Here is a 15,471-nt window from a genome sequence, read left to right as displayed (position 1 = left end):
TCTCGTGGGGCAGTCCGAAAATCACCGGTGAGCAAGGGGCTGTCATGCCCCGAAAGGACATGCGGGGGTAAAACCCTGTCCGGCAGAGCCATATCGGCGGCGCCGCCTTTTCTAACCCCAGCACCGAGATACGCGACACCGCGCGGGGAAAAATCCCCCGACGCGGCAAAACCTGTGCCCGCAAACGCGAAACGGGGGACGCATTGCTGCGTCCCCCGTCCCGTGGTTGGTGCCCGACCGGGAGCAGACCCGGTCAGCGGGCCTCTTTAGGCAAATTGCGAACTCTTGGAGAGCGTGAATTTGCCATTGTCGGTTTTGACGATCTTGCCGGTCCGAAGCAGCGTGCCGAAGGCGCGCAGGCCATCCTCACGCGATGGGGCTTCGGGGCCGGAGACCTGTGCCAGTTTGCGCATCAGCATCGGACGGGTGAAATGCTCGGCCCCCTCGATTTCAATGTAATGCGCAGCGGCGGCTTCCAGCAGGTCGGGAAGTTCCAAAGCACCGGCTTTCGCGGCATATTCTGCGAAGGTGATCTGGGCGTCCTCGGTGAACAGGTTTTCGTCGTCGAATTCCTCTTCCATCTCTTCTTGCAGGGCCAGGTTGCCACGGGTCACGCGACGTGGGCGCACATCAATGTCGGCGGCAGAAGCTGCCACTGCATCGGGTGCGACCGCTGGATGATCGATACGCTGCTCGCTGACCAACACCAAAGGTGACGGACGGTCAGAGCGACCACCGGAGGCCACAGGGCGCGAAGGGCGAACCACACGGGCCAGATCGTCGCGATACTGGTCCAGTTCTTCTTCGTCACGCTTGTCTGCGGCTTCCGCGATGCTGCTGTCGGCTTTGGTCGCAGCCACAGCGGCCTTGAGATGCGCGATGGAGGCGCGGCGGACCGAGCTTTCATCATTTTCCAGACGCGAGCTTGTGGTGCTCATCAGGCGCTCGATTGCGTCGTCTTCGGCCATTGCGGCGAAAGACTTGCGTTTCGGGGCGTCCTCTTCGGCATGGGTTTCGGCAGCTTCGTCTGCGTTGTCCTCAACGTCTGCTTCCACGTCAGCGGCTTCGACCTCAGTTTCAGCCTCGGCTTCTACTTCGGTTTCAGCTTCTGCCTCGACTTCAGCGTCGACTTCGGCGCTGTCAGCATCTTCCATCAAGGATTTCAGCACATCGTCCGAGTCGTCATCCTCGTCCATGATGGACGTCGGCGCGACCTCTTCGTGATCTGCAACCGGATCATCAAGCGAGTCCGTCAGACGGGACAGGATGTCATCCGCATCGTCGTCCTGTGGCTCGTCCTCGACAGCTGCTTCAACATCGTCAGCGACATCTTCTGCAACACTGTCCTCGACAGCTGCTTCCTCAACAGGTGCCACTTCGGCCTCAACTTCGGCCAGCTCGGCCATCAGCTCGGCTTCCAACTCTGGCGGAAGTTCGGCCTCTTTGGCAGCGCGAGCGGCTTCCATGTCAGCACGGGAGATTTTTTGAACAACGATCCGGCGGCGCGGCTTGGTGCGCAGGGGTTCGATTTCCTCTGGCGCCGCATCTGTTGTGTCGTCCTCGGCCACAGCTTCACGCAGGGCGTTGGCTTCGGTGTCGTCATCCTCAACCGCTGCGTCGTCGGAAGCTTCGACTTCCGCCTCTACTTCGGCCACGTCGTCTTCAGCTTCCGGCTCGGCGTCTTGTGCAGCCTCTGCCTCAACAGTCTCGACGTCGTCCTCAGCCACATCTTCAGTGACCTCGGCTTTGACTTCTTCCACCGCTTCAGCTTCGACTTCGTCAGTTGCTTCAGCTTCCGCCACTTCAGCTTCGGCCTCTTGGGCCTCGACGTCTGTGTCGTCAGAAATATCTTCTGTAACGTCCTCGACGACAGGGTCGTCGGCGACGTCCGTGTCTTCCTCGGCAACACCGTCTGCGGCGTCGGCGTCCGTCAGGCCAGCCATCACAGCGTTCAGCGCATCTTCGTCTTCCTCTTCGAAGCCTGCATCGAAACCGGTGTCCAAGGGCGTGTCGAACAGTGCGCTAGGCGCGTCTTCTTCGAGGTCCTCAAATCCGGTCGCGCCAAATTCCTCGGCGTGCTGGTCTTCGCTGTAGGGGGCAGGGGCCGCGTTTTCGCGGGCCACTACGGCACGGATGCGTTGCAACTTCTCGGCAACCGTATCGCCACCGCCATGTTCCGGCGCGGCAATCGTGGAGGCCACGGCGGCACGGACAGGAGACCGCTGCGGTGCGGTCGGCACGTCGGACACGGAGGACATGACGTCTGCCTTCGGCGCGGGGCTCTGCTCTTCCCGGCGCTCGGCTTTCGGCATCTCGACCGCCAGGGCGCGTGCCTCTGGGGCGGGCTGCTGGCTCGCCTCGGTCTGGCGCAGGATCACCCCGTTCTCTGCCAGTTCGGCAGCGACACGGCGCTGGATCGTGCGCTCTGCAATCTGGTGCAGCATTTCGGTATCCGGCGTCGGAGGCTCCGCGCCGAAGTAGCGGTCATCAGCCGCCAGATCGCGGAAATACTCCGCAATTGCCTTCATCGTCGAGAACGGCTCGTCGAACCCCTCTAGCGTACATGAAAACGTCCCATACGAGACTGTTAGAATCTTACTATCACCAACCACGGTAAACTCACTTTCTCCCCAACCACCTGTTCAAACTACCACCCCGAAAATTCCGAACCAAAACGAAATCGTCTGTTTTCCGATGAATTATACGTAGAAATGTTGCCGTTTGTTTCCAGTGTGTCCATTAATACACGCAGTATGGCAAGAATTGTGCACACCCCCTTATTTATGACACTTTTGGGTGGGGCTTCGACACATTTTAGCCATGTGAATCAATCGCTTAAGATGGCTCCGATTCTGGTTTGCGCGGATGGCGGGGCCGACCTTGCCGTCGAGCACGGTCTGCAGCCCGAGGCGGTGATCGGCGATCTGGACAGTCTGAGTGATGCCGCGCGCCGCAAGCTGGACCCGTCCCGCGTGCATCATATCGCCGAGCAGGACAGCACCGATTTCGAAAAATGCCTGCGGTCGGTCTCTGCCCCTGCCATTCTGGCGCATGGCTTTTCTGGCGGACGGCTGGATCACCAACTGGCCGCCTGCACCGCGCTTGTGCGCCACCCCGACCAGCGCTGCATCTTGATGGGGGAGGAAGACCTGTGTTTCCTTGCGCCCCTGACGTTCGAGATCGACCTGCCTGTGGGCACGCGCTTTTCGCTGTATCCGATGGGGGAGGTTTCGGGGACCAGCACGGGGCTGCTCTACCCGATTGACGGGCTTGTCATGTCGCCGTCGACGCGCGGCGGTACGTCCAACGAGGTGACCGGGCCGGTGTCGCTGTCGCTGTCGGCACGGCTGATGCTGGTGCTTTTACCGGTCGCGCATGTGGATGCGGTTTTGGACCGGCTTGTCGCGTCTTCATAAGGTTTGGCTAAAACTTTCGGCATTTAGCTCCGCGTTGTAGGCCCGAATTAGCTTTTCGCTGTCAGGCAGGGCTTCGGATGCTCCGGAGCGACTGCCATGGCCAACTACAGTTTTCATACCTACGCCCCTGACGCGCTGGTGTACGATCCTGCGACGGACACGTTTACACTGTCGTCGTCCTATGACTTTAAAACGGACCGCAATCTGGTCGAATATAGCGACGACGATAGTCAGTTTGACGGATCAGATGAAGGTGACCCGGAAGGTGAGGACGGCAATCAGGTCGGGACGGCCTATGATGATCAGGGCAATGTGATAGAGGCGGGGGACGTCTATGCTGATGCATTTGCCAAACTCGAAGCGCCGGACGGGACGAAGATCACAATTGACCGGATTGAGGTCGACGGTGTTCATGTGGGCTACCTACCAAGCCAGCCCCTTGTGCCGGGAATGGTGTATGACGTTACTTTTTCCACTTGGATCAACTCGAATAACACCATGGGTCATGGCTACTATACGGCGCATTCCGTGCCGTGCTTTGATGCAGGCACGCTGATCGAGACGCCGGATGGCCCGATGGCCGCGGGCGATGTCCTGCCAGGCCAATTGGTGACGACGCTCGATCACGGCCCGCAACCTGTGCAGTGGCGCTGCGACCGGCGGGTGGACTTGCGACGGGCGCGAGACGCCGACCTTCCGGTTTTTATTCCAGCCGGTGCCTTGGGCGCAGGGCGGTCCGCGCGCGATTTGATCGTCTCGGGGCAACACCGGATACTTTTGGGCCATGACGCGCAGGCGGCAGGGCTTGCGCCCAAGGAAATGCTGGTTCCCGCCAAGGCGCTGATCGGGCAGCTGCGCGGGGTGCGTTTCATGCGCGGACGCCGCTTTGCACGCTGGGTGCACCTTGCGTTCACGCACCACCAGATCGTCACCGCCAATGGCGCTTTTGCGGAAAGCCTGTTGCTGGGGCAGCTGTGCTTGGACACCCTTCTACCGGCGCAGCGCAACTGTTTGGAAAGGTTGATCGCGAACGGGGAAATCCAGTCGCCCGCCACGCCTGTGCGCCCGTGCCTCGGGGCCAGCGCCGCGCAACGTATGATGGCCTCCATGCGCTCTCAGTCGGGGCGGGGTGCAACCGCAACTCGGGTTTCCGAAAGGGAGCGGTATTTTTCGCTCCATTAAGCCTCGCCCCTCGCGGTGATAGCGCGTATAAGCGCCTCGGACACCACACGAGGATGCAACTATGTCAGGCACGCTTTCCCCTATCGACAAAGCCAAGTTCGTCGCCGCCAAGCGCGCGGTGGATTATGTGGAGGACGGCATGAAGGTCGGCCTCGGCACGGGCTCAACTGCGGCGTGGATGGTAAAGTGTCTTGGGGAAATGGTGCGCAATGACGGATTGAAAATCACGGGCGTCGCCACCTCCACCCGTACCGCCGAGCTGGCGCGACAGGTCGGCGTTCCGATCGTGACGCTGGACGAGGCCAAATGGCTGGATCTGACCATCGACGGCACGGATGAGTATGACCACAACCTGAACCTGATCAAAGGCGGCGGTGCGGCGTTGCTGATGGAAAAGATCGTCGCCACGGCGTCGGACCAGATGATCGTGATCGCGGACCTGTCCAAACAGGTCGAAACCCTTGGCGCGTTCCCGTTGCCCGTGGAGGTTATCCCCTTCGGCTGGCAAACCACCAAGGCCCTGATCGAGGAGACATTGGTCAACCTTGATGTGCTGGGCCGCACCGCGTCGCTGCGGATGAACGGCGCGTCACCCTGCATCACCGACGAGGGTAACTACATTCTGGACCTGCATCTGCGCCGCATCGGCAACCCGCGCCAGCTGTCTTTGGTGATGAACCAAATTCCGGGCGTGGTGGAGAACGGGTTGTTCATCGACATCTGTGACGTGGTTGTGATTGGCAATGGCGACGGCTCTGTGGAAGTCCGCGACATCAACAACGGGACCGTGGAGCACGAGCAGATCGACGTGCAGGAAACGGACAACCTGTTTGTCGATATTGCAGATTAAGTAAGGACAGCGCAGATGGATTTCGACTTCGACCTTTTCGTTATTGGTGGCGGCTCTGGCGGCGTACGTGCGGCGCGTGTGGCCGCGGGCGGCGGTGCCAAGGTCGGTCTGGCCGAAGAAAGCCGTATGGGCGGCACTTGCGTGATCCGTGGCTGCGTGCCCAAGAAACTGATGGTATTCGCATCCAGCTACCGCGACGCGATGGGCGAGGCGGGCGATTACGGCTGGGAGGTCTCCATGGGGGACTTCGACTGGACCAAATTCGCCACCCGCCTGAACAACGAGCTGGACCGCCTTGAAGGGGTGTACCAGAATCTGCTGAAGAACTCCGGCGTGGAGGCATTCGCCTCCCGCGCGACCATCGTCGATGCGCATACCGTGGCGCTGGGCGACGGCACCAAGAAAACCGCCAAGCATATTCTGATTGCCACCGGCGGGCGTCCTGTCCGCCCAAGCGAGAATTTCGACACCAGTCTGGCGATGGTGTCCGATGACATCTTCCATCTCGACAAGTTGCCCAAATCCCTGCTGATCGTCGGCGGCGGCTTCATTGCCTGCGAGTTTGCCTGCATCATGCACGGGCTGGGCGTCGAGGTGACGATGTTCTACCGCGGCGCGCAAATCCTGCGCGGCTTTGACGACGAGGCCCGCGGCTTGATTGCCGACATGATGGAGGCGCGGGGCATCGCGATCCATACGGGCACCAATATTCTGGACTTGCAGCAAGCCGATGGCGGGCTGACGGTGAAAGCCACCAACGGCACGGAGACCCATTTCGAGAAGGTGCTCTATGCCACGGGTCGCGCGCCCAATACCGAAAACCTCGGGCTTGAAAATGTCGATGTGGAAGTGGGACGTCGTGGCGAGATCGTCGTCGACGAATACAGCCAGACCGGCCAGCCCTCGATCTATGCCATTGGCGATGTGACCAACCGCGTGAACCTGACCCCTGTGGCAATCCGCGAGGGCATGGCGTTTGTGGAAACCGTGTTCAAAGGCAACCCGACGCCGGTCGACCACGAGCTGATCCCGTCGGCGGTGTTCACCCAGCCGGAGCTAGGCACCGTGGGCATGTCCGAGGAACAAGCGCGCGATGCGGGGCCGATTGATATCTACGCGACCTCGTTCAGGCCGATGCAGCAAGCCTTCGTTGGCCGCGAGGACCGCGTGTTGATGAAGCTGGTCGTGTGCAAGAACACCGATGTCGTTTTGGGCTGCCACATCGTGGCCCCAGGGGCGGGGGAGATGATCCAGCTGGCGGGCATCGCCGTAAAGATGAAGGCCACCAAGGCGCAGTTCTATCAGGTTTGCGCCGTGCATCCGACCATGTCGGAAGAATTGGTCACCATGAAAACACCTGTAAGAAGTGCTTGATTTCGAAGGGTCAGAGACCCACCTAAGACATAACCAAAGAACGTAGAAGAATTCATAAGAGGATAATGCTGCATGGCCGGTAACAATGGCGGACCTTGGGGCGGCGGTGGAAACCGCGGCGGAGGAGACGATCAAGGCGGATCTAACGGTTCGGGCAACGGGGGCGGCGGTGGCCGCAAACCTGGTGGCGACAGCCCCCAGATCCCGGAAATCGACGAGCTGATGAAGAAAGGCCAGGAGCAACTGCGCGTGCTGATGGGCGGTCGCGGTGGCGGCTCCAATAACAACGGCACAGGCGGCGGTGGCGTCGGCGGCGGCTTCTCCAAAGGCACGTTCGGCCTGATCGCGCTGGGCGCGGTTGCGCTGTGGCTGTTCCAGTCGTTCTATACCGTGAAGCCTGAAGAACAATCGGTCGAGCTGTTCCTCGGCGAATACTCCGCCACGGGTGGCCCCGGCCTGAACTTCGCGCCTTGGCCCGTTGTGACTGCCGAAGTGCTGCCTGTGACGCGAGAGCAGACCGAGGATATCGGTGTTGGCGGTCGCGGCGAAAGCGGCCTGATGCTGACCACGGATGAAAACATCGTCGATGTGGACTTCCAAGTGGTGTGGAACATCAACGACCCTGCCAAGTACCTGTTCAATCTAGCCGCGCCGCGCGAAACCATTCGCGCCGTGTCTGAATCTGCGATGCGCGAAGTTATCGCACGCTCCGAGCTGGCACCCATCCTGAACCGCGATCGTCAGTCGATTGCCGATACCACGCTCGAGCTGATCCAGAACACGATGGACCAATACGATTCCGGCGTGAATATCGTGCGTCTCAACCTCGACAAGGCCGACCCGCCGCGTGAGGTGATCGACAGCTTCCGTGAGGTGCAAGCCGCCGAACAGAAACGCGACACGCTGCAACGCCAAGCCGACACCTATGCCAACCGCAAACTTGCGGGTGCACGGGGTGAAGCGGCCCAACTTCTGGAGCAGGCCGAAGCCTACCGTGCCCAGCAGGTCAACCAAGCCGAAGGTGAAGCATCGCGCTTCTCGGCGATCCTCGAAGAGTACACCAAAGCCCCTGACGTGACACGCAAGCGTTTGTGGCTGGAAACGGTCGAGCGGGTCTATGGCGGTGCCAACAAGATTATCCTCGACAGCAAAACGGATGGCAGCGGAGGGCAGGGCGTTGTTCAATACCTGCCGCTCAACGAGCTGATCCGCTCTGGCACGTCCAACTCTGGCACATCTAACACTGGAGGGTCCAACTGATGACCAAAGGAACCCTGTCACTCGCAGCCCTCGTGGGCATCGTTTTCGTGATCCTGTCGTCGGTGTTTATCGTCGACGAGCGCGAAAAGGCACTGGTGCTGCAATTCGGGCAGATCAAATCTGTCAAGGAAGACCCGGGCCTCGCCTTCAAAGTTCCGTTCATTCAGGATGTGGTCAAATATGACGACCGCATTCTGTCGCTGGACACCGTGCCAACCGAAGTGACGCCCTCCGATGACCGTCGTCTGGTCGTGGACGCCTTCGCGCGCTACCGCGTCTCTGACGTGGTCCAGTTCCGCCAAGCGGTGGGTGTTGGTGGTCTTGCCGCCGCCGAGGATCGTCTTGAGGGCATCCTGAACCCAGTTATTCGGGAGGTTCTGGGCTCGGATGGTGTGACGTCAAACACCATTTTGTCCGCTGACCGTGCCGCGCTGATGCAGCGCATCACCGTTCAGGCCCGCGCCAAAGCCTTGCCGCTGGGTCTTGAGGTTGTGGATGTGCGTCTGAAGCAAACCAACCTGCCGGAGCAGAACCTTGAATCGACCTTCAGCCGGATGCGCGCAGAGCGTGAACGTGAAGCTGCGGACGAGATTGCCCGCGGTGAAGAGGCGGCCCTCAGGGTTCGGGCGCAAGCCGACCGTACCGTTGTGGAGCTGGTCTCCGAGGCGCAAAAATCTGCGGACATCACCCGTGGTGAAGCCGACGCCCGCCGCAACGCGATTTTTGCGGATGCCTATGGCGCGGACGAGGAATTCTTTGAATTCCGTCGCTCGCTGGATGCGTATGAGAATGCGATCAAGGGCAGCAACTCGACGCTGGTGATCAACCCTGACAACGCGTTCTTCGACTATCTGAAGTCGGACCAAGGCGCGGCAGCAAACTGATGCTAACCCATATTGCACTGGCCATTGGTCTTGTGCTCGTGGTCGAGGGGCTGGTGCTTGCACTGGCCCCTTCGCGCATGGAGGACATCGTGAAGGCGTTGGCCGAAATCCCGCCCGAAACCCGCCGGATGATGGGGCTGGGCGCGGTGGCGCTTGGGGTGCTGTGCGTGTGGCTGGCCAAGGGAGCGTTCAGCGCTCCTTGAAGTTACCCTTGACTGATGACGACCGCGCGGCGCTAATTTGACCGCATGAGCAACGACGACACCAACATCGACGAGCACGGGCAAGAGCGTGACCGCCGTGGCGAGTGGCGCCCGGAACGCCCTGTCGGCTTCATGCCGCTCTTTGACTGGCCCACGACACCGAAAATCGTCGCCAAATGGTTCTTTGGCGTGCCCGGATTTCTGGTGCCTTGGTACGGGGTCTATTTGCTGATCACCGTCATCGCCTACCTGTTCTTCACGCCCGAGATGGCGCGGATGCAGGTCTTATCGCCGGGATGGGTGTTGGAAATCCTGCTGCGCAATGTGGTGATGGTCGGGTTGTTCACCGGCGCGTTGCACCTATGGCTGTACCGTCTGCGCGGGCAGGGGCGGAAGCGGAAGTATAACGCCAACTGGATGGCGACGAACGACAAGCGGTTCCTGTTTCGCGATCAGGTCTATGACAATGTGTTCTGGTCCATGGTTGGCGTGTTGGTCTGGTCCCTGTTCGAGGTGGGCCTGTGGTGGGGCTATGCCAACAACGCCTTGCCCTTTAGCGGGTTGGCTGCGAACCCTGTCTGGTTCGTGCTGTGGATGCTGCTCATGCCGTTCTGGCGCAACTTCCATTTTTACTGGATACACCGGCTGATCCATTGGCCACCGCTCTACCGCACGGTGCATTATCTGCACCACAAGAACGTCAATGTCGGGCCGTGGTCGGGCATGGCCATGCATCCGGTAGAGCATGTCATCTACTTTAGCTGCATGCTGATCCACCTCATCGTGCCGTCGCATCCGCTGCATATGATGTTCAACGGGGTGACCACGGCCTTGGGGCCAGCCGTCAGCCATTCCGGTTTTGACGAACTGATCTTTGGCGACGCCGCCGCGATCCGCAAGGAAAAGCTGATGCATTACCTTCATCACCGCTATCACACAGTGAATTTCGGCGAGAGCGCGGTGCCGTTGGACAAGTGGTTCGGCAGCTTCCACGATGGCACGCCAGAGGCGGATGCGCGGTTCCGTGCAGCGCGGACCAGACCGTAATCCGGCGTGAATTCGCCATCCAGCCGCGCTGATGTGCTATGTTGTCTTGCGCGTCACTGACACAACTCTCACAGTGAGTTGAAGGATTGCGACAGCCGAGGTGCTTGATAACACCCGCGCAGGCGCTCAGTTTAAAGGGACGACGCGGCCTTCCTGTTTCAGGGTGGGGGCTCGCGCACAGGTAGAGTTCGCAAAGGAGCGAAGACGTGAAAGCAGATATTCTCACTCAAACAAACAGGCAGACAGGCACGATGCGGGCGTTTACCGCGTTGATGCTTGGTTTGGCGCTGGTTCTGGCGCAGGCGATTTCCGCCAATGCCAAGATGCCCGAGAGCTTTGCGGATCTGGCCGATCAGGTTAGCCCCGCAGTGGTAAACATTACCACATCGACCACCGTGGCCGGTGTGGATCAAGGCCCGCGCCCGATCGTGCCGGAAGGCTCGCCACTGGAAGACTTCTTCAAGGACTTCCTTGATCGCCAGCAAGAGGGCCAGCGTCCGCGCCGCTCCTCCGCGCTTGGGTCGGGCTTCGTGATTTCCGAGGACGGCTACATCGTTACCAACAACCACGTGATCGACAAGGCTGACGAGATCGAAATCGAGTTCTTCTCGGGTGAAAAGCTGGATGCCAAACTAATCGGCACCGATCCGAAAACCGACATCGCACTGTTGAAGGTCGAAAGCGACAAGCCGTTGCCATTCGTCTCCTTCGGTGACAGCGACGCCGCCCGCGTGGGCGACTGGGTCGTGGCTGTTGGGAACCCGCTGGGCCAGGGCTTCTCGGTCTCTGCAGGGATTGTGTCGCAACGTGGCCGCGCATTGTCGGGCACCTATGACGACTTCATCCAGACCGACGCCGCCATCAACCGCGGCAACTCCGGCGGCCCGCTGTTCAACGTGAACGCGGAAGTTATCGGTGTGAACACCGCGATCCTGTCGCCGTCGGGCGGCTCCATCGGGATCGGCTTCTCCATGGCCTCCAACGTGGTCACCAAGGTTGTGGACCAGCTCAAAGAGTTCGGCGAAACCCGCCGTGGCTGGTTGGGCGTCCGTATTCAGGACGTGACCGCAGATGTGGCCGAAGCGCTGGAGCTGGCGGATGCCAAGGGCGCGCTGGTCACGGATGTGCCGGAAGGTCCGGGCAAAGAGTCCGGGATCAAGGCCGGTGATGTGATCATCACCTTTGACGGCAATGAGGTCGAAGACACTCGCGAACTGGTGCGCTTGGTGGGTAACACGAGCGTTGGCAAAGCTGTCCGCGTGGTGGTGATCCGCGAGGGCAAATCCGAGACGCTGAAGGTGACCTTGGGCCGCCGTGAAGAGGCAGAAGCCACCGCCGTACCGGTTGCCATGGATAAGGCCGACGTCGAGGAGACGAAAATCCTTGGCATGACGGTTGCCGTGTTGAACGACGATCTGCGCGAGCAACTTGGTCTGGACGCCGGGCTTGAAGGTCTTGTGGTCAAGGACGTGGCCGAAGACAGTGACGCGTTCGAGAAAGGCCTGCGTGCAGGTGATCTGATCGTGGAAGCTGGCCAGCAAAAGATCGCGTCCGTGGACGATCTGGAGGCCCGCATCGACGAGGCCAAAGAGGGCGGGCGCAAATCCTTCCTGATGCTGATCCGCCGCGAGGGTGATCCGCGTTTCGTGGCACTTAGTCTCGAAGAGTAAGCGCTGCCTTACCGAAGACATGAAAGGGCGCTCCGGTCGGGGCGCCCTTTTTCTGTCCGCAGGGCCTGCTCGTGTTGCCTAGGATTTGTGGACCTGCTACGCTTGATTTTATGAAACATGTCCCTAAAGAAACCACAGATGATGCGCTTATCCAGGAGTTCCTGAACAAGGGCGGCACAGTCAGCGTCGGCAAGACCAAACCCCTGCCGGCCGAGCTGGGCCTGAGCAACAATGTGTGGAACAACAAGCTGACCAAAGAAGAGAAAACCGCGCGCGACAAGAAGTAATCGCGCGGGCTTGATTTGGTAGGGCCTCGGCCAGACAGTCCTTTTCGGAGTGTCCGGTAGGTCTATTCAACCGTCATCGGTGGCGGGTTTTTCCAGTTCAACCGCGATCAGGCCCAGCTGCTGCGCCGCAGACTGGCTCAGGATGGCGCTGTCGAGCCCTTGAGGCGTCTGATACTCATGCACCGCCCGCAGCGTGCGCTGGTCCATCACACCGTTGATATCCCCGCGATAAATCCCGCGCGCCGAGAGGGCGCGTTGCAAGGTCATCACAAACTCGGGCGTCATGTCGGCGTCACAGGCGCGGGTAAACCAGCGCCCGTCACCCTCGTTGAAGGTTTGCGGTCGGGTGACCTCGCGGTAAATGGCGGGGGAAAGTTCCTCACCGTTCGGGCCGGTCTGCGCGGGGGTGGCCACCACGATGTCGGTCACGATCTGGGTGATTTGCGGTCCGGGAACATGGCCCCAACACACGCCGGGCATATCGGCGGGCGGCTTCATGTCGGTGGCGGTGATATGCGTCGGAGAGATCAGCTTGGTCACATCCGGTCCGGGCAGGGGGCCACACCCCGCGAGAACCGCAAGCGAGACGACAGCCGCAAGGCTGTGTTTGGATGTCATTCGGGACATGGCTGCTCGGCCCTATATGTGTACGGTCTGGTGCCGCGTTCCACACACTTTAGCGCAATACGCCCCCCGCCGCCAAGCGTCGCGAAGATGGCGCGGCAAACACTGCGGCTTTCGGGCCGCAGGGCGGTGCCACTCTGGGACTGGCAAAACCCCGCCGCTTGCACTACATGGCTGGTGACAAACGCTAAGACAGGGGCCGGACAGATGGCAAAAATCACCTATATCGAGCATAATGGCACAGAGCATGTCGTGGATGTGGCCAACGGGCTGACCGTCATGGAAGGCGCGCGCGACAACAACATTCCGGGCATCGAGGCCGATTGCGGCGGTGCCTGCGCCTGCTCGACCTGCCACGTATATGTGGACGAGGCCTGGGTGCCGAAACTTCCGGCCAAAGAGGCGATGGAAGAAGATATGTTGGATTTCGCCTACGAGCCTGACGCAGAGAAATCCCGTCTGACCTGCCAGTTGAAAGTCACCGATGCGCTGGACGGCCTTGTGGTGCGTATGCCCGAAAAGCAGATCTGAGCATGGCGCGGCGTCTCCCGTCGCGCTTACTGCCCCGTGTCGCGCGCCGCGCGTGGCTGGCCGCGTGCCTGATTGCAGGCGGGGCTGCCGCCGCTGACACAATTGTCGAGGCGCGTTACGCCGAGCCCACCAGCCGCTACGCCCACGGCATCCTTGGCGATGCCATCGAGTGGGGTGCGCTGGAGCTGCTGGTCGAAGACTCGGCGCATAAGACCAAACGTATAATCCGGCTACCAAAGGACCGCGTGTTCGAGGACGTGGCCCCGCGCTTGGCCGATGTGGATGGCGACGGCAAACCCGAGGTGGTGGTCGTCGAGACGCAGGTGAACACCGGCGCGCAACTGGCCATCTATGACGAAACCGGCAAGAAGATCGCCGCCACCCCGCATATCGGGCGCGCCAACCGCTGGCTTGCCCCTGTGGGCGTCGCTGATCTGGACGGGGACGGGCAGATCGAGCTGGCCTATATCGACCGCCCGCATCTGGCGAAAATCCTGCGCATCTGGCGCTACCGCGACGGGGCTCTAGAGCACGTGGCCGACCAGCCGGGCCTGACCAACCACCGCATCGGAGAGCGCGATATCGGCGGCGGGCTGCGCCTTTGCGGCGGCACCCCCGAAATGATCACCGCCTCCGCCGACTGGCGCCGCGTCATCGCCACGCGCTTTGACGGCACCTCCTTCACAATGCGTGATCTGGGGCCACATAAAGACCGCCAGTCCCTAACCGCAGCACTCGGTTGCAGCTAACACACCTTAGGCTTCATCTTGGCTAAAATATTCCGGGGGGCCGCAGGCGGGGGCAGCGCCCCCTCCAGACCTAGCCTATAAAGCGCGCCAGCCAATATCGGTCCGGTTGAACCCCTCGGGCCAGTCGATCCGCTCGACCATCGCATAGGCACGCTCTCGCGCTTCCGCCAATGATGCACCACGCGCAGTAACGCTCAACACACGCCCCCCCACAGCAATAATCTGCTCGCCCTTGGCCTTGGTGCCCGCATGGAACACCATGTTGGAGCTGTCCTCGGGCAATTCATCCAGCCCGCCAATGACCGAGCCTTTTTCATAAGCTCCGGGATAGCCCTTGGACGCCATGACCACGGTAATCGCATGATCGTCCGCCCAATTGACCGTCGCTTCCGCCAGCCGCTCTTCGGCGCAGGCCAGCATCAGGTCCAGCGCCTGCGCGCCCAACCGCATCATCAGCACCTGACATTCAGGATCGCCAAAGCGGCAGTTATACTCCACCAGACGCGGCTGCCCGTCCTTGATCATGAATCCTGCGTAAAGCACGCCTTGGTAGGGGGTGCCGCGCCGCGCCATCTCGTCAATGGTCGGCTGCACAATCTCGGCAATGGCTTTGGCCGCGATTTCGTCGGACAAAACGGGGGCAGGGGAATAGGCCCCCATGCCGCCGGTGTTCGGCCCTTCGTCACCGTCATAGGCGCGTTTATGGTCTTGCGCGGTGCCGATGGGCAGCACGGTCTTGCCGTCGGACAGCACGAAATAGGAGGCTTCCTCGCCCTCCATAAATTCCTCGATCACAACTTCCGCACCAGCGTCGCCAAAGGCCCCGCCGAGCATGTCGTCCAGCGCGTCCAGTGCGGTGGCCACGTCCATCGCCACCACGACCCCCTTGCCTGCGGCCAAGCCGTCGGCCTTGATCACGATCGGCGCACCTTGCTCCTCGACATAGGCCTTCGCGGCATCCAGATCGGTGAAATGCGCATAGCCGGCAGTGGGGGCATTTGCCGCGTCGCAAATCTCCTTGGTGAAGCTCTTGGACGCCTCCAGCCGCGCCGCCGCTGCCGACGGCCCGAAGCACAATACCCCCGCCGCGCTCAATGCATCCGCCACCCCTGCGGCCAACGGATCTTCGGGGCCGACGATGACAAAATCTACCGAGTGGTTCTGTGCGAAATCCACCACCGCATCGGGGCTCATAATGTCGAGCGTTGCGCATTCAGCCACGCTGGCGATCCCGGCATTGCCCGGTGCCACGATCAGCCGGTCGCATTTGGGGTTCTGCATCACCGCCCATGCCAAAGAATGCTCGCGCCCGCCGCTTCCAAGGATCAATATGTTCATCGCTGCTTCCCCTCCGGTTTCGGGCGTTCTAAGCTGCGCGCGCAGGCATCACAAGA

15 protein-coding genes are annotated in these 15,471 nt (G+C 61.0%); 12 read left to right on the top strand and 3 right to left on the bottom strand.

Annotated elements, in window-relative coordinates; translation table 11 throughout:
- Window positions 1–266 precede the first annotated feature (266 nt).
- Complete coding sequence (locus BUB72_RS01830) at window positions 267–2,612, bottom strand: hypothetical protein (RefSeq protein ID WP_139250587.1); 2,346 nt, start codon at window positions 2,610–2,612, stop codon at window positions 267–269.
- A 99-nt stretch (window positions 2,613–2,711) separates the two neighbouring features.
- Between BUB72_RS01830 and BUB72_RS01825 the strand changes: the two genes are divergently transcribed.
- The 10 genes from BUB72_RS01825 (at window position 2,712) to BUB72_RS18740 (ending at window position 12,173) form a co-directional block, all read left to right on the top strand.
- Window positions 2,712–3,416 (top strand): thiamine diphosphokinase, encoded by a 705-nt coding sequence (locus tag BUB72_RS01825; protein ID WP_281250171.1) that lies wholly within the window; start codon window positions 2,712–2,714, stop codon window positions 3,414–3,416.
- Window positions 3,417–3,512: 96 nt separating this feature from the next.
- Window positions 3,513–4,598, top strand: coding sequence for a Hint domain-containing protein (locus BUB72_RS01820; RefSeq protein WP_073139633.1), 1,086 nt, complete (start codon window positions 3,513–3,515; stop codon window positions 4,596–4,598).
- 61 nt (window positions 4,599–4,659) lie between these two features.
- Window positions 4,660–5,448, top strand: a complete 789-nt coding sequence (rpiA, locus tag BUB72_RS01815; RefSeq protein ID WP_073139630.1) for a ribose-5-phosphate isomerase RpiA — start codon at window positions 4,660–4,662, stop codon at window positions 5,446–5,448.
- A 15-nt stretch (window positions 5,449–5,463) separates the two neighbouring features.
- On the top strand, window positions 5,464–6,822 hold the full coding sequence (gorA, locus tag BUB72_RS01810) for a glutathione-disulfide reductase (protein ID WP_073139627.1): 1,359 nt from the start codon (window positions 5,464–5,466) through the stop codon (window positions 6,820–6,822).
- Between the two features lie 72 nt (window positions 6,823–6,894).
- Entirely contained in the window at window positions 6,895–8,082 is a 1,188-nt protein-coding gene (hflK, locus tag BUB72_RS01805) for an FtsH protease activity modulator HflK (RefSeq protein ID WP_073139624.1), read from the top strand.
- On the top strand, window positions 8,082–8,966 hold the full coding sequence (gene hflC / locus BUB72_RS01800; protein WP_073139621.1) for a protease modulator HflC: 885 nt from the start codon (window positions 8,082–8,084) through the stop codon (window positions 8,964–8,966). The genes hflK and hflC overlap by 1 nt, the downstream gene beginning before the upstream one ends.
- Entirely contained in the window at window positions 8,966–9,169 is a 204-nt protein-coding gene (locus tag BUB72_RS01795) for a DUF2065 family protein (protein WP_073139617.1), read from the top strand. The genes hflC and BUB72_RS01795 overlap by 1 nt, the downstream gene beginning before the upstream one ends.
- Before the next feature lie 45 nt (window positions 9,170–9,214).
- Window positions 9,215–10,216, top strand: coding sequence for a sterol desaturase family protein (locus tag BUB72_RS01790; protein ID WP_073139614.1), 1,002 nt, complete (start codon window positions 9,215–9,217; stop codon window positions 10,214–10,216).
- A 251-nt stretch (window positions 10,217–10,467) separates the two neighbouring features.
- Window positions 10,468–11,886: a DegQ family serine endoprotease gene (locus BUB72_RS01785; protein WP_073140463.1), complete on the top strand. Its 1,419-nt coding sequence runs from the start codon at window positions 10,468–10,470 to the stop codon at window positions 11,884–11,886.
- 110 nt (window positions 11,887–11,996) lie between these two features.
- Window positions 11,997–12,173, top strand: coding sequence for a hypothetical protein (locus tag BUB72_RS18740; protein WP_175549106.1), 177 nt, complete (start codon window positions 11,997–11,999; stop codon window positions 12,171–12,173).
- Between the two features lie 66 nt (window positions 12,174–12,239).
- Here BUB72_RS18740 and BUB72_RS01780 read toward each other — a convergent pair whose 3' ends face one another.
- Window positions 12,240–12,800: a peptidoglycan-binding domain-containing protein gene (locus BUB72_RS01780; protein ID WP_073139612.1), complete on the bottom strand. Its 561-nt coding sequence runs from the start codon at window positions 12,798–12,800 to the stop codon at window positions 12,240–12,242.
- A 204-nt stretch (window positions 12,801–13,004) separates the two neighbouring features.
- Here BUB72_RS01780 and BUB72_RS01775 point away from each other — a divergent pair, with 204 nt between their 5' ends.
- Both BUB72_RS01775 and BUB72_RS01770 read left to right on the top strand, forming a co-directional pair.
- Window positions 13,005–13,328, top strand: coding sequence for a 2Fe-2S iron-sulfur cluster-binding protein (locus tag BUB72_RS01775; RefSeq protein ID WP_073139609.1), 324 nt, complete (start codon window positions 13,005–13,007; stop codon window positions 13,326–13,328).
- Between the two features lie 2 nt (window positions 13,329–13,330).
- The gene (locus BUB72_RS01770) at window positions 13,331–14,077 is read left to right on the top strand and encodes an FG-GAP repeat domain-containing protein (RefSeq protein WP_083588520.1); all 747 of its coding nucleotides are present in this window, start codon (window positions 13,331–13,333) and stop codon (window positions 14,075–14,077) included.
- Between the two features lie 75 nt (window positions 14,078–14,152).
- On the opposite strand, the gene purD is transcribed toward BUB72_RS01770, so the two are convergent.
- Entirely contained in the window at window positions 14,153–15,415 is a 1,263-nt protein-coding gene (gene purD, locus BUB72_RS01765) for a phosphoribosylamine--glycine ligase (protein ID WP_073139606.1), read from the bottom strand.
- Between the last annotated feature and the right edge of the window lie 56 nt (window positions 15,416–15,471).

The sequence above is a fragment of the Litoreibacter ascidiaceicola genome (genome assembly GCF_900129235.1).
Taxonomy (GTDB): Bacteria; Pseudomonadota; Alphaproteobacteria; order Rhodobacterales; family Rhodobacteraceae; genus Litoreibacter; species Litoreibacter ascidiaceicola.
The sequence above is the reverse complement of the archived record's forward strand: the minus strand, read 5'-3'. Positions and strand labels throughout refer to the sequence as shown.